At 49.0% G+C, this 21458-nt stretch carries 24 protein-coding genes and 1 pseudogene; 13 read left to right on the forward strand and 12 right to left on the reverse strand.

Annotated elements, in window-relative coordinates; genetic code table 11:
- Positions 1-19 precede the first annotated feature (19 nt).
- From AC27KL_RS15585 to AC27KL_RS15595, 3 genes are all read right to left on the reverse strand, one after another.
- Entirely contained in the window at positions 20-403 is a 384-nt protein-coding gene (locus AC27KL_RS15585) for a hypothetical protein (protein ID WP_487170288.1), read from the reverse strand.
- Positions 404-521: 118 nt separating this feature from the next.
- Complete coding sequence (locus tag AC27KL_RS15590; protein WP_487170289.1) at positions 522-986, reverse strand: phage tail protein; 465 nt, start codon at positions 984-986, stop codon at positions 522-524.
- A gap of 84 nt (positions 987-1070) precedes the next feature.
- A complete protein-coding gene (locus tag AC27KL_RS15595; RefSeq protein ID WP_487170290.1) occupies positions 1071-1550 on the reverse strand; it encodes a GyrI-like domain-containing protein in 480 nt (159 codons plus the stop codon).
- A gap of 110 nt (positions 1551-1660) precedes the next feature.
- Here AC27KL_RS15595 and AC27KL_RS15600 point away from each other — a divergent pair, with 110 nt between their 5' ends.
- On the forward strand, positions 1661-2623 hold the full coding sequence (locus AC27KL_RS15600; RefSeq protein WP_487170291.1) for a helix-turn-helix transcriptional regulator: 963 nt from the start codon (positions 1661-1663) through the stop codon (positions 2621-2623).
- 133 nt (positions 2624-2756) lie between these two features.
- Here AC27KL_RS15600 and AC27KL_RS15605 read toward each other — a convergent pair whose 3' ends face one another.
- Positions 2757-4148 carry an amino acid permease gene (locus AC27KL_RS15605; protein WP_487170292.1) on the reverse strand — a complete coding sequence of 464 codons (1392 nt, stop codon included), beginning with the start codon at positions 4146-4148 and terminating at the stop codon, positions 2757-2759.
- Positions 4149-4532: 384 nt separating this feature from the next.
- Between AC27KL_RS15605 and AC27KL_RS15610 the strand changes: the two genes are divergently transcribed.
- Positions 4533-5279 (forward strand): EcsC family protein, encoded by a 747-nt coding sequence (locus tag AC27KL_RS15610; protein ID WP_487170293.1) that lies wholly within the window; start codon positions 4533-4535, stop codon positions 5277-5279.
- Between the two features lie 34 nt (positions 5280-5313).
- Here the strand turns inward: AC27KL_RS15610 and AC27KL_RS15615 are convergent.
- Both AC27KL_RS15615 and AC27KL_RS15620 read right to left on the reverse strand, forming a co-directional pair.
- Positions 5314-5643 (reverse strand): annotated as a pseudogene (locus AC27KL_RS15615) (molybdopterin dinucleotide binding domain-containing protein); the annotation flags it as partial.
- Positions 5639-6064, reverse strand: coding sequence for an Lrp/AsnC family transcriptional regulator (locus tag AC27KL_RS15620; RefSeq protein ID WP_487170294.1), 426 nt, complete (start codon positions 6062-6064; stop codon positions 5639-5641). The gene AC27KL_RS15620 and the pseudogene AC27KL_RS15615, both read right to left, overlap by 5 nt.
- A 157-nt stretch (positions 6065-6221) precedes the next feature.
- Between AC27KL_RS15620 and AC27KL_RS15625 the strand changes: the two genes are divergently transcribed.
- Positions 6222-6872, forward strand: coding sequence for an SDR family NAD(P)-dependent oxidoreductase (locus tag AC27KL_RS15625; protein ID WP_487170295.1), 651 nt, complete (start codon positions 6222-6224; stop codon positions 6870-6872).
- A gap of 200 nt (positions 6873-7072) precedes the next feature.
- Here the strand turns inward: AC27KL_RS15625 and AC27KL_RS15630 are convergent, their stop codons facing one another.
- The 3 genes from AC27KL_RS15630 to wecB all read right to left on the reverse strand — a co-directional run bounded on the left by AC27KL_RS15630 (position 7073) and on the right by wecB (position 10056).
- Positions 7073-7492: a GNAT family N-acetyltransferase gene (locus tag AC27KL_RS15630; protein ID WP_487170296.1), complete on the reverse strand. Its 420-nt coding sequence runs from the start codon at positions 7490-7492 to the stop codon at positions 7073-7075.
- Positions 7493-7681: 189 nt separating this feature from the next.
- Entirely contained in the window at positions 7682-8596 is a 915-nt protein-coding gene (locus tag AC27KL_RS15635; protein ID WP_487170297.1) for a GNAT family N-acetyltransferase, read from the reverse strand.
- A gap of 317 nt (positions 8597-8913) precedes the next feature.
- Complete coding sequence (gene wecB, locus AC27KL_RS15640; protein ID WP_487170298.1) at positions 8914-10056, reverse strand: non-hydrolyzing UDP-N-acetylglucosamine 2-epimerase; 1143 nt, start codon at positions 10054-10056, stop codon at positions 8914-8916.
- A gap of 201 nt (positions 10057-10257) precedes the next feature.
- Here wecB and AC27KL_RS15645 point away from each other — a divergent pair, with 201 nt between their 5' ends.
- The 6 genes from AC27KL_RS15645 (at position 10258) to AC27KL_RS15670 (ending at position 15633) form a co-directional block, all read left to right on the forward strand.
- Positions 10258-11280, forward strand: a complete 1023-nt coding sequence (locus tag AC27KL_RS15645) for a glycosyltransferase (RefSeq protein ID WP_487170380.1) — start codon at positions 10258-10260, stop codon at positions 11278-11280.
- Between the two features lie 536 nt (positions 11281-11816).
- Positions 11817-12482, forward strand: a complete 666-nt coding sequence (locus AC27KL_RS15650) for a glycosyltransferase family 2 protein (protein WP_487170299.1) — start codon at positions 11817-11819, stop codon at positions 12480-12482.
- 59 nt (positions 12483-12541) lie between these two features.
- Entirely contained in the window at positions 12542-13552 is a 1011-nt protein-coding gene (locus tag AC27KL_RS15655; protein WP_487170300.1) for a polysaccharide pyruvyl transferase family protein, read from the forward strand.
- A gap of 15 nt (positions 13553-13567) precedes the next feature.
- Positions 13568-13888: a hypothetical protein gene (locus tag AC27KL_RS15660; RefSeq protein ID WP_487170301.1), complete on the forward strand. Its 321-nt coding sequence runs from the start codon at positions 13568-13570 to the stop codon at positions 13886-13888.
- A gap of 60 nt (positions 13889-13948) precedes the next feature.
- The gene (locus AC27KL_RS15665; protein ID WP_036715546.1) at positions 13949-14152 is read left to right on the forward strand and encodes a hypothetical protein; all 204 of its coding nucleotides are present in this window, start codon (positions 13949-13951) and stop codon (positions 14150-14152) included.
- A gap of 305 nt (positions 14153-14457) precedes the next feature.
- Positions 14458-15633 carry a serine hydrolase domain-containing protein gene (locus AC27KL_RS15670; RefSeq protein WP_487170302.1) on the forward strand — a complete coding sequence of 392 codons (1176 nt, stop codon included), beginning with the start codon at positions 14458-14460 and terminating at the stop codon, positions 15631-15633.
- A gap of 177 nt (positions 15634-15810) precedes the next feature.
- Here the strand turns inward: AC27KL_RS15670 and AC27KL_RS15675 are convergent, their stop codons facing one another.
- The gene (locus AC27KL_RS15675; RefSeq protein ID WP_487170303.1) at positions 15811-16731 is read right to left on the reverse strand and encodes a cation diffusion facilitator family transporter; all 921 of its coding nucleotides are present in this window, start codon (positions 16729-16731) and stop codon (positions 15811-15813) included.
- 287 nt (positions 16732-17018) lie between these two features.
- Between AC27KL_RS15675 and AC27KL_RS15680 the strand changes: the two genes are divergently transcribed.
- The 4 genes from AC27KL_RS15680 (at position 17019) to AC27KL_RS15695 (ending at position 20169) form a co-directional block, all read left to right on the forward strand.
- Positions 17019-17144, forward strand: coding sequence for a YjcZ family sporulation protein (locus AC27KL_RS15680; RefSeq protein ID WP_339324770.1), 126 nt, complete (start codon positions 17019-17021; stop codon positions 17142-17144).
- A 320-nt stretch (positions 17145-17464) separates the two neighbouring features.
- Positions 17465-19084 (forward strand): GMC family oxidoreductase, encoded by a 1620-nt coding sequence (locus AC27KL_RS15685; RefSeq protein WP_487170304.1) that lies wholly within the window; start codon positions 17465-17467, stop codon positions 19082-19084.
- 203 nt (positions 19085-19287) lie between these two features.
- On the forward strand, positions 19288-19707 hold the full coding sequence (locus AC27KL_RS15690) for a DUF1259 domain-containing protein (RefSeq protein ID WP_487170305.1): 420 nt from the start codon (positions 19288-19290) through the stop codon (positions 19705-19707).
- A gap of 42 nt (positions 19708-19749) precedes the next feature.
- Positions 19750-20169: a DUF1259 domain-containing protein gene (locus tag AC27KL_RS15695; RefSeq protein WP_339324767.1), complete on the forward strand. Its 420-nt coding sequence runs from the start codon at positions 19750-19752 to the stop codon at positions 20167-20169.
- 129 nt (positions 20170-20298) lie between these two features.
- Here AC27KL_RS15695 and paiA read toward each other — a convergent pair whose 3' ends face one another.
- Positions 20299-20820 carry a spermidine/spermine N(1)-acetyltransferase gene (paiA, locus tag AC27KL_RS15700; RefSeq protein WP_339324766.1) on the reverse strand — a complete coding sequence of 174 codons (522 nt, stop codon included), beginning with the start codon at positions 20818-20820 and terminating at the stop codon, positions 20299-20301.
- Between the two features lie 24 nt (positions 20821-20844).
- Positions 20845-21297, reverse strand: a complete 453-nt coding sequence (locus AC27KL_RS15705; RefSeq protein WP_339324765.1) for a MarR family winged helix-turn-helix transcriptional regulator — start codon at positions 21295-21297, stop codon at positions 20845-20847.
- Positions 21298-21458 lie beyond the last annotated feature (161 nt).

Consider the following 21458-nt stretch of genomic DNA (forward strand, 5'->3'; position numbering starts at 1 on the left):
CCGTTCCCGCCCCCGCGAATTAGAGTGCCAACAAGAGAATCACTAAGAGAAGGGGGCCGGAAACCGCCAAGATCGCCGACAAGGCCTTATTTTTTACCGGTTGTACGAAATAAAAAACGAAAGAGCCTGCGACAAAAATGAAATACAAAGGCGGAAAGCTCAGCGATGCAAGGAAGCCCAAAATGATAAAAAGCGGGAAACCCATCCAATACGAAGATTCCATTTTTAATTTTGTAAGGACAAAAAACAACACGGCTCCAAGCAAACAACAAAAGTAGTTATACAGTGCGACGAATAAAAGTTGGGTTTTTATGTAATCACTCTGGAACTGAACAGCCAGAAAAAAGAGCAGCATTCCGACAAACAACGATGCGCCGGCACCTTTAAGATAGCGTACTAACATATTTCACCTCCTCGTTATAAATGATATACACTTTAGAAAAGATATAGAAAAACAAAAAGAGCTGCGGATGTATCGCTGCTCTCTTCATCTTTTAAACTTGCTTGCACCTGCGTTTCCTTTAGTATTCTCCTTTGATGACGAAAAACGAACCCCGAATGGTACCAGCCAATTTAGACTTTTGTCTAGCGAATTTGAACTTCCCTTCCAACTCCTGCGGTACCTCCATCCCCTCCGAAAGCTTAAAACCAACGGCGCGCTTCTTAGGGTCGTCAATCGTGTACATGACGTTAACCTCTAGACCGTCCTCATAAAAAACATAGGTCCATTTGATATTTTCCACTTGGAATTGCGACGTTTCTAAAGCCTTGGCCGCAAACGCAAGATCGCGTTCTTCTTTTAGAATCCGGTTCACGTAATCAAGAGTCTCTTGGCTTTCGCTTGCCGGCACCACCGTAAATTCATGCTTGTATTTGTTCATAAAGTAACGGGCTTCGTTTGCTCGCAAACCGGCGAGCGCTTCTGCCACGGGCGAAGACTCCAAACCTACCGTGGATACGTTTTTAAAGTCGACGATATAGGACATGTTCATCTCTCCTAAGAGTTTTGTGAGCGTTACTGCTGCGAATCAGCTTCGAGCAAAACTTGCAACGGGAGCAATGCGCCCCCGTTATTTCCTAACGACCGGAATCCACATTTCCCCAAATACCAGGCCGTTCCGCTGCCCCATCTCCACCGCTGCGTTCGGGCCGCCGACATAAGCAACATTCCCGACCTCCGGCAGCACTTGCCCAAAAGCGATGCCGGTCAGCATAAGACTCAATTCATCGGACGTTTTTGCTTCCCCTTGTACGACGAGATACTCCCCTTTAGGAAACTGGATCACTCTTGTCGCTTCCGGTAACGATGCGTCCGCCATCACCCCGGCATAATACATCATTTTGTTATTCACCGCTTCGTTTACGGCAAAAATGTAGTCGTTTGCGGCAACGGCCTTTAAAGCGTCAAGTCTTCCATCCTGCTTCACCGCATCCCAAAATGCTGCTTTTTCCTCGTTGATGCCGGCATAGTCCGTGTAATCGCTTTGAAGCTCGGTTCCGATTCCCAAAACGGTGAAGCTGTCTTTTTCCTCAAGCGTATAATTGGCCATGTTCAAAACCTTCCTCTTTTTTAAATTTATCAAATGATTTGCGTTTTCACTTGATGGGTTTATAATAACCTTGAATCATGTCAAAAAATGATACTGTTTAGGAGCGTCCGATGAAAAAAGTTGAGCGGATTAATACCATGATGCGGTATATCAACAACCGAGCCCACTTCACCATTTCTGAACTCATGCGGGAATTTAACATCTCTCGTTCGACTGCGATCCGCGATATCCGGGAAATCGAAAGCATGGGGATGCCGCTTGTCGCCGAAGTCGGGAGGGATGGCGGTTATTTTGTCATGAACAACTCCGTTCTGCCCACCGTCCGCTTTACCGATAATGAAATCAAAGCTCTTTTTATCGCCTTTATGGCCACTAGAAATCAACAGCTCCCTTATTTAAAAAGCCGCCAGTCTTTGGCCGAAAAATTGCTGGGCCTCATCTCGGAGAATCAGCAAGACGACCTTGTTCTTTTAAATCAAATTTTGCTTTTTGAAGGAACGAATCCCAATAATCCCGATCTGCTCGATCTGACCGACCTGCCCCATCCGATGTTGGAAAACCTGATTCAAATCCTTCTTTCGGACCGGTATTTATGGGTTTCCATCAAAGAAAACAAGGAAATCAAGTCATACCCGATCTACCTCCTGCACCTTTATCGCGAAAAAAGCATGTGGCATATTGAAGCCTTTGACTTGGAAGAAGAAAAGAGAAGGATTTTGCCCGTCGACAATCTCACCGATGTCAAACCCTATCCTGCGAAAAAAAGAGTAAGCGGGAAAAAGATTTTAGAACTGCTAAACAAGCAGGAAGAAGTCAGCAACCTTGTCCTGGAGCTCGGCCCAAAGGCGATTTCACAGTTCAAAAAATACCATCCTTTAAAGTTCTCCATTTCTTATACGAATCCTTTCCAAACCACCGCCATCTTAAAGACTTTTATCCATGTCGATCATTCGGAAGAATTGACCGAAGCCATAGACTGGCTGCTTTTCCTGGGCAGGGATATCAAGGTTAGGCAGATGCCGGAGGAAGTGCTGAAAGGTTTGCAGGAGAGATTAAGCTTATTTTCCCAATAAATGGCGCCAGTTAAAGCTCCAAAAATCAAAACTCCCGACAATAAAATAGAAAAAGGCCCCTGTAGTCTGAACCCTTTTTCAAGGTGTCCAGTCTATAGGGACCAGGTACCAATCGACTCACTCCGTTATTCTTTCATCCGTTAGTATGCTCCTGATTCGGTTGATCGCTTCTTGGAGCAGCCTTGCCAACCCCAAAGGCGAAATAACTGATCACGACAATGGCCAAAAACACGATGCCGATGATCAGGGAGATGCGCGTATCGTCGTTCATCCACATCCCGACCAGTACCATAATCAAAAAGGCAATGGTTGCATAGTTTGTCACTGGAGAGAAAGGCATCTTGAACGGATGCTGCTTCATGGCATCCCCCTTGGCCTTTCTGAATTTGATTTGGCTGATGAGAATGACGAACCACGGCACCATACCGGGAAGCACGCTGGCGCTGTACACGTGCACGAACAGATTTTCCGGCGCAACATAACTCAAAACCACGCCGACTCCCAAACCCACGAGTACGCCGACCGTTCCCAGCAGGGGCACGCCGTTATGGGTCAATTTCGTGAATATTTTCGGCGCTTGTCCATTCACTCCTAGTGTATATAACATGCGTCCCGCGCTAAATATCCCGCTGTTGCAACCTGACATGGCAGAGGTGATGACGACAAAGTTGATGATCCCCGCCGCTGCGGTTATGCCGATTTTCGCAAAGGTGGCAACGAACGGGCTGCCGATGGCTTGCAATTGATTCCAAGGATAGACTGTTACGATGACAAAAATGGCGCCGATATAGAAGATCAGAATCCGCCAAATAATGCTTTGCGTCGCGCTCATTAACGTTTTTTGCGGGTTTTTCGCTTCGCCTGCCGTAATCCCGATCAGCTCGACACCCTGGTAGGCCCCGGTCACCAGCGAGAGCGCAAAGAAAAATCCCGACCATCCACCGGTAAAAAATCCCCCGTGCTGCCACAAGTTCGAAAATCCGATCGCATGACCGCCGTTGCCGATTCCGAAGAAAATCAAGCCGAATCCTGCAACGATCATCAATATGATGGTCACGATTTTAATCATCGCAAACCAAAACTCGAATTCGCCGAACGATTTTACGGAAATGAGGTTGGCTGCGCCGAGAATCGCCATCGCGATGATCCCCGGGATCCATGCGGGCAAATCCGGAAACCAATACTTCATATAAGTCCCGACGGCAATGATCTCCGCCATCCCGACAATGACCCACTGGAACCAGTTGCTCCATGCCGTCGCATAGCCTGCCAATGGATGAATGTACTTATGGCCAAAAGTCGCGAACGACCCCGTGCTGGGTTCAACGTACTGCATTTCCCCCATTGCGCGCATGATAAAAAAGATAAAAATCCCTACCACGGCATACGCAAGCATGACCGATGGACCTGTCCATTGGATCGTGCTTGCAGAGCCCATAAATAACCCGACACCGATGGTGCCGCCCAAAGCGATCATCTGAATATGTCGGGCTTCGAGTCCCCTCTTCAATTCATTGTTTTTCATCGCAGTTCCCCCTCTGCTGCACTCTTGGCTGTTGAATTGGAAAAGTTGCAAAATCTTGAAGTCTGTTTTATTTTGTAAGCGCTAATCTAATTGTATTATCTTGTTCCCATGAAAACAATCATTTTCATTTGGTAAACTGCATGCCGATCGGAACGTGCTTATCTGATTTCATGTAACAATTTTGTTGTCGCCATTATGAAGTGGATGCCAGCCGGAGAAAGAGATCCGGTCAACCTCGAAAAGCCTCGATCAAAGGCGTGCATCTTATAGTTCTCCGGGGGATGCTGGACTTTGGTCGAGGTCCGTCACCTCCCGGGGTCTGTTCCGCAGCACGGAGAACTTCGTTACAATAAAGCCAAGAGTCTTTTGGAGGAGCGATCGAGCATGAACTACGAAGATAAGATACAGAGGGAACTTGCAGAGTGGGAACAAAAAATGTTCAAACCGCCCGGATGGCTGGAAAAAACATCGAAAACGATCGGCAATCGCATCAATCATTGGATTCCCCCGAAGGTGCACAACATCATGACGACAACGATCCGATCGATCGTGCGTACGGCGCTGTTCGGCGCGGAATATACGCCCAGCCGTGCGGTGCAGCGTCATCCGGAACTGGAGGCTGCCGATCAAGAAGCGAACGCGTTGTTTGCGTTGTACCAAAAAATTGCGGTTGCCGAAGGGGCCGGAACGGGGGCTGGCGGCATCGTGCTCGGCTTGGTGGACTTTCCGGCTTTCATTGCGATCAAGATGAAATTTTTGTTCGAGCTGGCGCATGTTTACGGTTATGACACGAAAGACTTCTCCGAGCGGGTATTCATTCTCAAGGTGTTTCAGATGACGTTTTCGGGACCGGAAAATCGCGCCCGGCTGCTGGATGCCATCAAACGTTGGCATCTCGAAAAGGGGCAGTGGCAATCCGACGCCGAATATTCCCAAAGCATGGACTGGGAGACGTTTCAAATCGAATATCGCGACGCCATCGACTTTCGGAAAATGCTGCAACTGGTGCCGGGAATCGGCGCAGTGGCAGGAGCATGGGCGAATTACGCCATCTTTGAGGATCTGCGCGAATTCGCCATGAACGCTTACCGCCTGCGCAGATTGCACGATCATTTCATGGTAGTCGATTAATTCTTTAAGGGCCGGATCCGGACAGCGGTCGTCTTGAAAGGATCTCTACCCACTCGCCGTCCCGGATCCGGTAACGCTGAGCGGTATACGGATGAATCTCCACGAAATTTTCAAGCTCGGGCGCAAGCAATGTCGGACTTCTGCGGATCTGCACGCCGGTCAGGAAATGGAACAATACGCGTCCATTGGCTAGAATCAGCGGGTATTCCCCGGACGCGCCTGCCTACCGCTCACCCTCTGTTGCGGTGAAAACAGCCTCCCCGTCCGGATGGGCGAACGATTGTTGGAACAGCAATCCGCCCCCGTATTCTTCAGGAGAAGGGCAGCGCCAATACCCCCCTTCCTCCCGGCGCAACCGGTCATACCAGGGATTTATGATCGACAGGAGAAGAAAGCACGATGGAGGTCGCGAATTTTCCGTATTTAACGATTTGGTTTTCGAAAATCTCTAAATCCGGCAGAGACTCGGTGACGACCTTCAACAGGTGGTTATATTCTCCGCCGCTAATTCTATGGCATTCAATGACCTCTTGGGCGGATTGGCAGAAAGCATGGAAAGATTCGCAATTCGTTGCCCGCATCCAGATGACCGCCATCGCATGTTTGCCTATCTTTTCTCTGGCGACTACCATCCGATAGTCTTTGATGATTCCTCTTTCTTCCATTCTCCGCACTCTTTCCGTCACGGCAGGTTGGGTCAGCCCAACCAGTTTGCCCAGTTCCGTCATCGAAATCCTTGCATTCTCCTGCAAAATCATCAGGATATTCTTATCCACTTGGTCCAAGTCACCATCTCCTTATATTCTATAAGCGAATGAAGCTTTATAGTTGCATTACCTTAGTAAAGAACAGCAAATACCTTGTTTACGGCATGTAACGTTTCGATATTATCAAATATAATTTGTGGAGTAAACGGAAAACGAAATGAAGGAGCGAGTTTATATGAGCAACAAGACGATTGCAATCGTCGGGGCGGGTCCCGGCGTGAGTTCAGGCATAGCCAGAAAGTTTGGTTCCAACGGGTTCAAGGTGATCCTGATAGCCCGAAATGAAAAATCATTGGCGGAACATGTAAGAACCCTCGAAGCCCAAAACATCGAGGTTTATGGAATCACAGCGGACGCTGCGGCTCCCGCCTCTCTTCAAAAAGCGTTCGATCATCTCAAAAGAGATTATGGGATTCCCGACGTTCTGGTCTACAATGCAGCAGTGATTAAACCGGGGACTGCATCGATGCTGAGGGAAGCCGAACTGCTGGAGGATCTCAATGTCAATGTGGTCGGCGCTTTAAGCAGCGCATTACAAGTCATTCCCGACTTCGTTGAACGGAAGAGCGGAACGATTTTGTTTACCGGCGGCGGATTCGCCTTGTATCCTTCTTACGAAATGGCTTCTTTGTCTATCGGGAAGGCCGCTCTGCGCAGCTTAGCCTATACGCTGGGTGATGAATTGGCGCCTTTCGGCATCCATGTGGGCACCATCACCATTGCCGGTACCGTTGCGGCGAACACGAATTTCGATCCGGATCGAATTGCAGAAGCCTATTGGGATATGTATGAAAAGCGGAATGAGCGCGAGTTCATCTATCAATAAAGGTTTTATTCCAATAATGGGCATACTTAAGGGTAATAGGGCCGGATGGCAGGTTAATGGCATAGTAAAATGACTTCTCGGTATGTTCCTATTGACGACAAAATTTGCGACAAAAAATAACAAGGGAGCCCTTCATCAGTCCTCCCTTGTTATTTTTATGCCTTCAATCATTTAAGGTTAATTTTCCGTTCCATGTTCGGCTATTTGTCCATGACCATAAACATCCCGGTCATTCCGGGCGAGTGATCTTTGAAGCCGAAGGTTTCGTAAAATGTATCTTTTCCATGGGAAGCGAATAGACCGACAAAAGCGGCTCCCGAACCATGCTCCTGAATATACTTCAGCAGTTTCTCGATCATTTGCTTGCCTATTCCCCTATGTTGATATTCGGGCAATACTGCGACGTCTTGTATATAAAAGTACATGGCTCCATCGCCGACAATCCGTCCCATTCCGATCACGGTTCCATCACAGATTGCGACTACACCATAAATGGAATTGGCAATGGACGGTTCCGTCATCTTGATATTTGCGCTTCCCCACCCGACTGCTTCCCATAATGTTTTATGTTCAAGCACGGTTGGGAGGCGTTCGATGATTTCGTATGGTTTGCTTTTCATTTCTAACCACCTATCTTTAGAATCGGCGGTCTCTCATACCACAACCGCCGTATATTAGTTGAATTTTGGTTTTCTGAACTCCATGCTTTTCAACCCCCTTCCTCTCGTACCTTAAACAGGATCACATCAACATCATTCTGCTTTAACCTCTTTTTTAGAGCCGTAACCAATGCCTATTGCTATAACTATTTAAAGCTCCCGATGATAACGCACTTCTTCCGATATTTCTTTGAAACCGGCAGAGTGGTATAAGGACAACGCGGAAACATTGGCCGTTTCGACTTGGAGCTCTGCAGTCGCACATCCCTGATTCTTCAGATAGGTTAGCGCCTGCGAAAGCAAATGCCTTGCAATCCCTTGGTTCCGCCAAGGAGGTCTCACAAACAGATCTTCAACGATCCCATCCCCCTCTTCATCTAACCAAGCCATGATGCTCCCAGCGAAGGCGGCATGTTCCTTTACAATAAACATGGTCCACGAAGCATGGTTCCTCTTATTCATGAACTGCTCGTAACCAATCGGGGCATCCGGCCAAATCTCCATATCTATTTCTATGTATTCCTGGATCTTTTCCTCGGTATCCATTGATTCTTTCACGCATCGGAAAGATTCAGCAAGCGGGGCTACGTCTATTTTTTCGCTTAAGTCTCTTCGCATAGTATATAAACTCTTCGAATAGACAAAACCTTTCGATATGAAATAGTTATTGTTGCGCTTTTCGGTCGAATGGTTCCCGACGCCGATCATCGTTCGATTCGAACGGGGCAGCGTGTCTTTTAACTCGTATGCCCTGCGTAACATGCATTCATATAGCAAATCATAGAGCGGGTAGTCGTTTTCTCTTTGCGGACTGGTCTTTAAATTGAAATAAATATAATGCGCATGCCCTGGGGGGCCGCCTGTCGGGATCGTGGAAATGACTTCAACTTGTCCCTTCGCCAGCATCATTTCATTTTCGATCGCAACGAATACGTTGGGCCCATGATGTTCTTCTCCAACCCGCCAAAAAACGGCGTCCTTATTGTTAGAAGTAACGGCATGATACAACTCGCCTAATTTCTGCATGTCCTCTTTTCTAAAGGCCCGGACTTCTATATCGCTCAAGCCAAAACACCACCCATTTGATTATTCGCGCTGAAGGATTCGCAGTAGTATTTTAGCATTATTTCGATACTTTGTTTGGTAACAAATGGATTTAATCGTTTTTCATCTCACTTCAGTTCACTTGGAGCGTCTTCATCAAGGCATAAAAAATTACACTCGCCGGAACGGAAGCAACGATACCAAAATTCCAACGTTTCCCGCGGGCAGCTGCGTGTCAGTCATCCCTGAAAACATTGCAGAGAGAGGGTTAAAAGAACCCTCCTCCACATCGTTTTGGCCGGAATCGAACAAACGCTGATTTTCCGATAGGGCCGCAACTAAGAACCCCATGACGCATTCGAAGAAGATCCGCGCGCAACGTCAAAATAGTCCCCGATTGCACGCACGATCCGGGCAGAAGCATGGCCGTCACCAAACGGATTGGCCGCCTGGGCCATGGCAGCATAAGCCTTACGGTCGTGCAGCAGCTTCCTGATTCCCTCCATGACGTTTGGCGTCCGCGTCCCGATGCACTTCAAGGTTCCCGCCGTCACGCCTTCCGGCCTTTCGGTCTTCTCACGCAGGACAAGCACCGGTTTGCCGAGAGAAGGCGCTTCTTCTTGGATGCCGCCGGAATCGGTCAATACCATGTACGATCGCTTCATGATATGATGCAGGTCCACAACATCCAGCGGCGCGGTCAAATGTATCCGGTCCTGCCCCGCCAACGCGTCCGATACGGCCTTTTGAATGGCGGGATTCGGGTGTACGGGATAGATCAATTCGATATCCGGATTTTCCTGGACAATCCGTTTGACCGCTTGGAATACATTGTTCATCGGCTCGCCCCAATTCTCCCTGCGATGCATGGTCATCAGTATCCAGCGCGTCTCCTTCCGGAGCTTATGCTGGAGCGGATGCGTAAACGGCGCATTCAGCGTCCACTTCATGGCATCGATTCCCGTGTTTCCCGTTACATAAATGTGCCGTGTTCTATTCTCTTTCAGCAGATGCGCTGCAGCCAGCTTTGTCGGGGCAAAATGCATGTCCGCAACCCGGCCGATCCACTCCCGGTTCATTTCCTCGGGAAAAGGCGCGTATTTGTCATAGGTTCGAAGCCCCGCCTCCACATGGCCGACGGGCACTTTGGCGTAATAAGCGGCCAAGGCGCCAATAAACGCGGTCGTCGTGTCCCCGTGAACCAGGACCAGATCATATGAATCCTTCCGGAATACCTCCTCCATCCCCCGAAGCAGATCCGCGCTCAAGCTGTACAGGCTTTGCCCTTCCTTCATCATATTCAAATCCATGTCCGCACGGATATCAAAACATTGCAGCACCTGATCGAGCATCTCCCGATGCTGTGCGGTAACGCACACGACCGGTGTGAAACCCGGAGTTTGTTCGAGTTCTTTGACCAAGGGAGCCATTTTGATGGCTTCCGGTCGCGTGCCAAAAACGACAAGCACCTTTTTATCCATAAACGTTTCACGCTCCTCGCTCCTATCGAAATGGTCATCGGGAACATGATATGAAAGATTGATAGAAACGTTCCGAACGGGTCCCGTTCTTTGCATAATAATGAACCATTTTAAGCTCGATTCGTGCAATCGTCCAATCTTCAAAGCTATCAATGCATATAGTAACCCTAGCATCAAAGAAAGGAGGAAAAACTATTGGCTGTGATCATTTATCCAAGAACGATGAACTGGTCCTATATGAAGCAAAGGCCGCAGCAGCTGATGACCCAGTTAGGGGCGTTGGGACATCAGGTTTTCTTCGAAAACCTGGCACCGCTGGATTCAGAGTTTAAAGAGATTGAAAAAAATGTCTATCTATTTACGGATACGAAGGCCTTCTTATCCAAAAAACTCCCCGTACTTCGCAAGGAGGAACCGGTTGTCGTCTGGACGACCTGGTCCAAGCTCCGGACGCGCATCGACACGTTGTTCAAGCCGGACGTTACGATCTATGACTGCTGCGATGAATTTCCGCATTGGGCAAAATACGAGCCGAAGATGATCGAACGGGCGGACCATGTCGTGTGCACGGCGGATGTTATTCACACCCGTCTTTCTCTAGCGTATCCCGACAAGCCGCTGACGTTGATTCCCAACGGAGCGGACCCTTCATTTTTTGATGCCCCGGCATCCAAACGTCCCGCCGACCTGCCGGAAGGTCCCGTTGCCGCTTATATCGGGGCTTGGGCCTATTGGGTGGATCACGAGCTTTTTGCCAAGGCGGCCGCCGCATTTCCGCATGTCCATTTCGTTTCCATTGGCGCTCCTTACGGCAGCTCCGGCGATTACTCGCAGCTTCCCAATGTGCATATTCTCGGTGAAAAACCCCACGGTGAACTCAAACGCTATCTTCGTCATATCGACGTAGCCTTAATTCCCTTTCAATATCATCCCATTACGCTCGCAACCAACCCGGTCAAAGCTTACGAGTATATGGCTGCAGGCGTCCGCGTATTGTCGACCGCCCTGCCGGAGTGCATCGCGATGGAACCGCATGTAAAAACCGCGACCACCCACGACGATTTCATTTCGAAACTTGGGGATATCCTCGCGCGCCCGGATACGGAGGAAAGCAAGCAAGCCCGAGTTGCCTATGCTCGCAACAACCGCTGGATCGAACGCGGAAAGGCGGCCGATCGGGTCATTGCGGAAACGCTTCGTCTCAAGGGGATCAGCGGAAAATGAAGCGGTTTGATATTCTTCCTTCCCAGCCCATCGGCTTCACCCGGGACGAAACCATCTCCTATCGCGACCGGGTTCTCGAGGACGCAAGCCGCTCCAATGGCGAGTGGGTGTGGCTAAGCGGTGCGAGTCCTCCCCCCTATAGGCAATGGCTCCGATCCTTCGATTGGCCTTTCGCATGCCCGGATCATGCTGTATGCATATGCGTGGACGGGATCCCCTGCCTATGGCGGAGGGAATGGCTCTGTAACCGTCTGTCGGAATGGAACGGCCGCCTTCCTGCGGCTCGTTTTCTTCAGGATGATATGATGCCCGGCGACGAAACCCTCATGTTTCGGCTGGATAAGCCTGAAGCGTCAGATCCAAGCCTCGGAATTCCCGGAAACCGTAAATTTATCGGCAGATTCCCGGTTTCTCAGCAGCATGATCGCGAATATATCCTTCCTATTCTGACTGCCACCAGGCAGCATCCGGATTTTTGCGCATCGAAACAGACGGCATGGGCCCCTCCCCGATCGGAACCAGCGGTTTCGATCCTTATGAGCGTTCACAATATGGGCGGTACCATGGGCTGGAGCATCCGCTCGGTGCTGGCACAGTCCTGCGGGGATTGGGAACTGATCATCGGCGATGATGCCTCGGATGACGACAGCCTGGAAGAAGCCTGCTTTTTTTCCGACCCGCGAATCAAGGTTATCGTTCAATCGCGAAATCGCGGCAAGGCGATCATGATGAACCGGCTGCTCGAAGAAGCAAAAGGCCGCTTTATCCTGGAGTTGGACGGCGATGACTGGCTGGCTCCGGATACGGTCCGGCTGCTCTCCGAAGCTCTAGATCAGGCACCGGAAGCCGGAATGGCGACGGCCTATTATGCATGGTGGATCCGGACGAGACAAATGGGACCGGTCTGGAAAAGAACCATAAGCAGCGTTTGCCAACAAAACCCGTCCGGTTTATCCGCGCATTCGGCCCACCCCCTCGTTCCCCGGATGTACCGCACCTCATTGTTGAAGGCGATCGGAGGTTGGTGGGACCGGGAAGACCGCTTCGGCCGGATCTTCGAAGATATCGACCTTACCGCCCGGCTGCTTGAGCATCACCTTCTCGTTCAGGTTCCGGCCGTCTTGTATCACCGCGTAATTTGCGGCCGCAGCATCAGCCAGCGCAACCGGGATTTATTTCCGGCCTGGCGCAAATCCCGTTAGAACTCTCCGCTCGGTGTTTCTGTTTGATTCGGCAAGATTTTAAAGGAGGTGAAACGCACATGAAAATTGCCGCTTCCGGATATTACGGAATGGGAAACTTCGGGGATGATCTGTTCCTTCATACGCTACGCCAGGTTTTTGACGAACATCATGTCTATCCTTGGAACTCCCGGCTGGATCCGAACCAGACCGATGCTTTCATTATCGGAGGAGGCGATCTGATCACCCCCTACTCCTTCAACAAATATTATTTCCCTGAACAGCTGAAAGGAAAGCCCATCTGGGTCTACGGCGTCGGCATTGTCGATGCCTATCCCGAACACACCTGGCCAAAGGAGCAGGTTTCCGCTTACCGGGATATGATCTCGACGGCCCAACGTGCGGTATTCCGGGATGTGAGATCCCAAGCGATCGCGAGACGGGCAGGTTTTCACCGGAATGTGGAGGTGGCTCCGGACATCGCATTCGGTTATCGTCAACCGCACATTCCCGTAAAGCGTTTTTCCAGGCGTCCGACGATCGGCGTGGTGGTGTTCTCGTATTCTTCCTTCCCGATGGACAATATGGCAAAGCTGCTTTCGCATTTGGACCAAAAGGGGTTCCATCTGACGCTCATACCGGTCATTCATCATCCGGGCAACGCATACTCCGACTTTGGAACATGCCTGCAGCTGCAGCAGAAGGTGAAGGAACTTACGCCGCATGCATCCATCGAAACGCTTCCTTTCCTGATGGATATCGAGCTGACGTACAGCTTCATTCAATCCGCCGATTATTTGCTTTCATTCAAGCTCCATCCGTCCCTTGTAGCGCTTCGGGCAGGTAAGCCGGTGCTTGCCTTCAGTACGATGGGCAAAGTGCACAGCCTTATGCAATTCTTCGGGCTCGGCCCGTATGTCGTCGATTACCGCCGGCAGCTGGACGAACTGGTGGAACATGCTGAGAGCTTTTTGAAAAATGCTCCCGGCCAGGTGCATCGCGCTCTGCCTTTGATCCGGGAAACTGAACAACGAAGCCTTGCTTCCCTGCTGGAGCTAAAGAAGCATATCGAACAATACAAACGAAGATAGAAAGGAGAATGACTTATGTGCTGCATCCTGTTCGGCAGACGACTCGCTGCCAAAGTCAAAGCGTTAACGCGTAAGGTTGAACATCTCAGCCGGCAAACCGAACATTTAACCGAACGGGTCGAATCGCTGGAGGCTCAGATCCGAACCGGGTTGGTCGCCATTCCGGAGCTTATCCGATATTTCGAAGCCCGAACCGGACAGAAGGTACGCGTCGGTACTACTTTCGTTACCCTGGAAGGCGTCGTATTGGCTACGGCCGAGGATGGGGTTCAGCTTCGGGAAGCCTCGGGCGATCTCGTTCTTATTCCTTTCACCAATATTACGTCCGTACAGTAACCCAATTCGATTGACGTTTTTTGATTTCCTATTCGTCATTTGCAAAGGAGGCGAACCCTCATGCGTTTTGTAGATTGGCTTCAGGGCTTTATCGGATCCGAAACCGAAGTAGCGGTGTCCGGCGATATCATCGTCGGGACGTTAACCTCGGTGGAAGAAAGCACCGTTACATTAAAGGTGCCTCCGATCATATATGGCCCTCCGACCGATACGGCCATCATTCCGCTTCGGGCCATCGAATTCGTTCGAATCGTATCGTCCTGATGGTTTTGACGATGCCCCGGGATCGGGCCGACGACGGCATGGGCTGCCTCGTCCGCATTTACCCGATTACCCGGCGAATTGGTTCCGGGCATTCGTTTAGCTGACCGCTTCAATGTGAACTTCGCCCCTAATATGTTAGATGATGTCTAACATTAGGGGTGCAGTTCACAAGCAAGTGGTCTTTTTTCGTTCAAATAATCGCCGCAAACCCTATACAACCGGCCCGAAAGCGCTTATATTCTGTTTAGTGCGTGGATTTCCGCTTGAATTCAAGCAAACTTTTTCGAAAAGGAGCCCTATAAAACATGCTGGAACCGATCATTGTCAATCAATTGCAAAAAACGCTGAGGGCAAGCATCGACAACCAGGAGATCGCCGGCGCGAACTTCATGGTGATCAAAGACGGCAAGGAAGTTTTTTATCATGAAGACGGCTTGGCCGACCTCGAATCGGGACGCCCGCTGACCAGGGATTCGATTTTTCGTTTATATTCAATGACGAAGCCGATTACCGCTGCCTCGGTCATGATGCTGTTAGAACGCGGGGAGATCGATTTGTTTGATCCGGTCAGCCGCTACATTCCCGGGTTCAAAAACCAACGGGTCGAAAAAAACGGCGAATTGGCGCCAGCCTCCCGGGAAGTCAACATCCACGATTTGTTGAACATGACTTCCGGTTTGGCCTATGGCGGAACCGACAGAGCCGGTCGGCACACGGAGGCCTTATTTCAGGAATTGGGCAGCCGGTTGAGCGGCGATAATCCGATGAGCACCATGGAATTCGCAAACCGCCTGGGGCAAGGCCCGCTTTCGTTCGAGCCGGGATCGTCCTGGCAGTATGGAACGTCGGCCGACGTTCTTGGAGCGGTCGTGGAAGCGGTAAGCGGCGTGCGGTACGGACAATTTTTGAAAAGAGAAATTTTCGAGCCGCTGGGGATGAAAGATACCGGTTTTTGGCTGCCCACAGAAAAAAGAGGACGCCTCGTGAAAACCTACCAGGAGGACGGCGTTGGCCGCTTGAAGTTGTACGAGGAAAACAATCTTGGCATCTGGCATCCGATGGACCGTGATCCGGCATTCGAGTCCGGGGGAGCGGGACTTGCGTCCACGATTGACGATGCCGCCAAATTTACGACGATGCTGATGAATCAAGGCAGCTTAAACGGCGTTCGTTTGTTGAAACCCCGAACGGTTCAATATTTGACATCGGCTTCTTTAACCGATTGGCAGCAAAAAGGCTTCGATACGTGGCATTCGTTGCGAGGCCATAGCTATGGCAAACAAATGCGCATCATGACCGATCCGGGCAAAGCCGGATTCATCGGCAGCCAAGGCGAATACGGATGGGACGGCTGGCTTGGGGCTTACTTTTGCAACAGCCCTCATGACGGTTTGACGTTCCTGTTTATGGTCCAGAAAAAAGACGCCGGCACGATGCCGATTACCCGCAAGCTGCGCAATATCGTGTTCAGCACGTTGTAAGGGCTATCTTCCCAAACCGCTTGTCAGACTTCAACTGCACAGCGCATCGATGAAATTCGACTTTGGCGCAAATGCCGGGGAGCTTACGGAAAGTGGACTCAAAAAAATGGTTGCCAGTCGCCAGGTTGGATCCGGCGGCTGGCTTTTTGGCGATTCGGAAAGCAGTTGCTAAGAGGATTAATTATCCGGTCCCTTAAACTCATGATCATCGTCTTCATACCATGGATTTAAATGCACCAAAACTTCCTCAACGTCAGCATGCTGTTCCATGATGTTTTGTTTGATTTTACGGGAAATGTCGTGTCCTTCTTGAACGCTTAGTTCTGCCGGAACGCCGACTCTGACGTCAACGATGATATAATGTCCGTGGTCCCTGCCCCTAATTCTGTCAAGGCGTTTCACTTCCGGAATTTGTTGAATCAGTTCAATAAGTTCGTTTATTTTTTCCGGATCGATGTTTTTCTCCATCAATACGTCGATCGATGACTTTCCCATATGAAAAGCCAATTTGAACACAAGAACAGCGACGATGATTCCTGCAATAGGATCCCCGTAGGACAGAATTCCGATATGATAATGATCGCCGATCATGGCCAATCCAATCCCTGCGACGGCAGCAATGGATGCATAAACATCCGCCAGATGATCATAAGCAGTCGCAATCAAGCCGTTACTTTTCAACCTCTTGCCTATCGACATGGTATATACATATAAAATTTGTTTGAGGACCAAAGAGAACACACCTGCAACGAGGGCGATCATCGTAGCCTTATGCGGCGGTTCAAAAAGGATTGCAACGGAATGGTATGCCATGTAGATGGCTGCGAGCGCCAAAATAATCGCTACGATTCCCGCCCCGACCACCTCTGCTTTCCCATGGCCATAGGGATGATCTTCATCGGGGGGCAGCTTGGAGACGCGCATCGAGCTGAGGGCGGCCCCGGTAGCCACGACATCGCCTGCATTGTGCACCCCGTCTGCGACGAGTACCGGACTGCCGAATAATATTCCGACTGAAAGTTTGACTGCAGTTAATGCTACGTTACTGATAAAACTGAGCCAAATCGCAATCGATGATTGCCTGTTTTCATTAACCACGAATTCATTGCTCCCATAAAACATATTTAATCATCATTTGACGCTTTGAACGTGAAGGCGAAATAACGACCAGAATCTAATAGTAGCTTACAAACTTTGTGTGGGTCTAGAGAAACAGTTTTTGTCCTTCTCTAAAAAATATGATGCGGCATAAAATGTTGGACAAGAGAAAAAGTCGAAAGGAACAGGCTATTTTGCGGCATGATTTTTTATTGCCTTTTTGCCCTTACTCAATCCAAATGAATCCATATGATACAGTGTATTTTATATCAAGGAGGTCGTACGTGATGAGTGAAGTCGTTGGAGGCGTTGGCGCGGGCTACGGTCCTGGAGGATTATGGGGAGGAAATATCGGAGTCATTTTGGTTTTATTCATATTGCTGGTGATCATCACAAGATCTTTTCTATGGTAAACAACAACAATAGCAAGACCCTGCAGATTACTGCAGGGTCTATTTATCTATTTTTATCCACCACAGGTTTGCAACAATCGAGAAGCAGGACCGTGAACTAGAATCATGCGGATTTCGCTCCCGCCACCATCCTCTGCTCCTAAATCTTCGCCCATCCTATACGGCCCCCAAACACCATGCCTCCAACGCATCGTGTTTGGGCATTTCCCCTTCCCGGTTAGATGAACTGATTTTTTATCGGAGCCGCGACCTTGAAATAGGCACCATTACCGGAACCATATAATATTCTGAATCAGTTCATTTATTAAAGGAGCCCGGGAATGAAAAAAAACTTGACCTATGATTATATCGTTGTAGGAACCGGTCCGGCAGGAGCCGTTATCGCCAAGACGCTTACCGACGACAAACGGACCTCCGTACTCGTACTGGAATCGGGCGGAAATCATGACAAAGATCAACCGATCCAGGATTCAACCTTTGCACCGGAGCTTGAAGAACAGTTTTCTCCGAATTACTTTTGGCAAGGTGAGGGAGTTCCTCAGACCGGACTTGACGACCGGACATTCGAATGGACCACGGGCCGACTCCTGGGAGGCGGTTCCTCTATAAACGGAGAGCAATATGTCCGTCCGACGGCAGCTGTACTTCGAAAATGGGAACGGTTGCTTGGACCCATATGGTCCCCCGATAAAGCGCTGCGGCGTTTCAAGCGGTTGGAAAAATTCAATGGTTCAACGACAAACAAAGCCGCACACGGTTATAAAGGCAGAATAGACATCAGGCAAGCGCCTGAAACCCCCACCTCCATGGCCCGTAAATTGACAAATGCAATCGAGCGGGCTACCGGTTACCCCATGATACTTGACTATAATGATCCCGATACTCCCCTCGGACCATTCACCCGCTGGCAATTATACCAACAACCGGATGGCCGAAGGGAAAGCTCATCCACAGCCTTTCTGTCTTCGGATATCATGACGGCTTCAGGCAAAGGAGTCCAAAACCGTAAGTTAACCGTGCTCTTCCGCACCACGGCTCTTCGCGTTCTTTTTTCCGGCAAACGTGCCATTGGAGTTGAATTTTTGAAGGATGGACAATGCATTTGTGCGCATGCACGAAAAAAAGTGATTATATCGGCAGGAATCAACAGCCCTCAGCTGCTGATGCTGTCCGGAATCGGATCGGCCAAAATGTTGAAAAAAGCGGGAATCCCCGTCGTTTTCAATAATCCAAACGTAGGGCAACGATTAAAAAATCACACTTTAAACTTCGCCTTTTTCAGTACCAATCCCAATGATGATCCCCTTCCTGCCGCTGATCCGGATGCGCTTTATACGGGGGGAGCTTTTTTGCCGGATCCATCCGGAAACACTCCCGACGAGCGGGGCGTTCAACTCGTCGGCATCGGTGCAGACGGGCAATTGACCATAGCCATTCTGTATTTGCGTCCTAAAAGCAAGGGGAATATCCGGATACAAAGCAAGGATCCGCTAAACATCGTATTGGCAGACGAAGGATTTCTTTCGGATCCGGACGATCTGGAGGCCGTAAAACAAATCTATCGGACATATATCAAAAATATTGCTCTTGAGCTATCACGGATTGATCCTTCTTATCAGCTTCTCTCGCCTACGTTGGATACGATCGATGATGATGAAAGGCTTGAAGCATTTATTAAAGAGAATTTCGACCATAATCACCATCAGCAAGGCTTTCTGCGAATGGCCCCTTTATCCAAGGGAGGCGTCGTTGATCGTAAAGGAAATGTGCATGGGGTCAAAAATTTGATCGTTGCGGATGCATCCATCGTCCCTTTTACGGTCGACGGAAACACTTCCGCCGCAGCCTATCTGATCGGCTATACGATAGCTAGGCAATTAGGCAAAAAAACAAACCCTCCAAAAAAACGGCGGACACGAACGGAATGGGGCGAAGAATGAATTCTGGCGTTCCGGGATGATTCGCGCGTGCTGAAGGTGTTCATATCGAGACTTTGAACCTGACTTAAGATGATAAGTCAGGTTTTTGATATGAACTAATATGGAAACTCTTTTTTTCGGTCATATCACTTAAGAGATTGGTCCAATACAATTCTCTTCTTCGATCATAGGATACATAGAAATGGATTAAAGGAGGACATGTGATGGCAGAACAAGTAAAGGTTAGCCCGCAATTCAAAAAGCTCTGCAGCCAATTCGCGAAAATATTGGGAGGGCAATCGGAAATCGAAGCAGGTCCGGTTTGTTTTGTTACGCGGATGACGAATCTACGTGAGAGAATTTTAGGTAGAAGAACGCGGTCCCCGCTGGTGCAAATGCAAATGTTTTCCTTCGAGTCGCTCGATAAGTCCGGCCGCGCGCTTTGTTTGGGTGAAACCGCCGTGCATCAGAACCAAGTGAACCGCTTGATGTCGAATCTCCGCAAACGCGGGATTAAAGTAACGGCCGTTCATAATCACTGGCTCAAAGAACAGCCTCGCTTAATGTATATGCATTGGGAATCCGTTGACAATCCTGTCGCATTTGCAAGAAAAACAAAAGAATCCATTAAATTTTTGGGTTAACGATCGACTGCATTCATACCTTAAATGAGAGGATGATTTCGTATGGCGGAAGTTAAAGTAAGTCCTCGCTTTAAAAAACTCTGTAACGAATTCTCGGCGATCTTAGGTGGAACGGAGCATGAAATTACGAAAGGCCCGGTTTGTTTCGTCTCCAGAAACCGGAGAATTAGAGCATCGATTTTAGGAAGACGTACCACCTCTCCATTGATCCGCTATCAACTATTCTCGTTTGAATCGCTGAACAGCTCCGGTCGTGCGCTCTGCTTGGGGGAAACGGCCCTTTTCCAAAGTCAGGTCAATCGATTGTTGACGAATCTTCGCAAAAACGGGATTAAAGTAACGGCAGTCCACAATCACTGGTTGTTCGAAAATCCGCGTTTGATGTATGTTCACTGGGAGTCGATCGACGATCCGATTGAATTTGCGAAGAAAGTCAAACGTTCCATTGCTTTCTTGGGTTAATATTCCCCCGGGAAGAGCCGACGCACAAAGCCGAGGTTCGGACTAATATACGAAGCGGCGGCAGCCTATGGCTTTTCAGTCTAGTCTGCTGCCGTTTCTTTTTTGCGGCTTTATATTTCTCTAAAAATGTCATTTTAGCGTCCTGGTCATGATTAAATCGGTTTGTTCTTCATCACCCATATAGAACGAGTGCGCTCCGGTATGAACAAAACCCATTTTGCTGTAAAAATCAATGGCGTTCTTGTTCTTTTCCCAGACGCCCAGCCAAATTTTTTCTTTATTTTGTTCCGTGGCAATTTCAATAGCTTTATTCATTAGGTATTTGCCAAGTCCCTGCTTGTGAAATTTCTTCCTGACATAAATCCTCTCGACTTCAAGCGAATCATGGCCCATGGCTTCGGATTGGGCATCGCCTGCGTTTACCTTCAAATACCCGGCGATGTCCCCATCCGCATAAATAAAATAGAATTCCGAAGCTTGGTTTGAGAGTTCCGTTTCCAATTGCTTTAAGTTAAAAGCCTTTTCCACGTAAGCTTTCATATTTTCCGGCGAATTTTGATCCTTGAACGTATCGATGAATGTTTCCATGCTTATGTTTTGGAGCGTTTGTACATCGTCGACGCTGCATTTTTTGATTGTTATGGCGGTCATTGTATTTATCTCCCTAATCTCTGTTCAATAATTTCTTTTGTTTCCTTTTTTGACGAATTCCCAGTCGGTTTCTACGTTTTTTCTGACTCTTTGGAGCAGATGAAACAGCGTTTCAGCTTCGCTTTCGGTAAATCCGGCTAACGCGACCCCGTTCGAATGGTCATGTTCCCGTTTGATAAAAGGATAGACGTCGCTGCCTTTGGCCGTCGGAAACAGCTTTTTTATTTTCTTGTTATGTTCATCGTCTTTTTTTTCGATAAATCCGTTCATTTCGAGTTTTTGAATCGCGCGAGCCGCCGTCGTTCGGTCTACTTTAATCATTTCGGCCAATTTCTCCTGAATGATTCCCGGGTTTTCGCATATTCGGACAAGGTATAAGTACTGGCCTTTGGTAAGATCCAATGCCTTAAATTCGATATTGCTGATCGAATCCAACGCCCGGGCGATCATTCCGATTTCACGCAGAATTTCTTTCAATGCATGCACCTCCATCGACTTATTTTCCGAATACATCCTACACTATTTTTATTGCATTTGCAACAATATGCGGATTTCCCCCAGTTCTACCGACTAAAAAACATACAGCCTCCCGGGAAACCGGAAGGCCGAACCAATGGACGGTCAAATAAAACCATGCT

The organism is Paenibacillus sp. YAE3 (genome assembly GCF_057546105.1).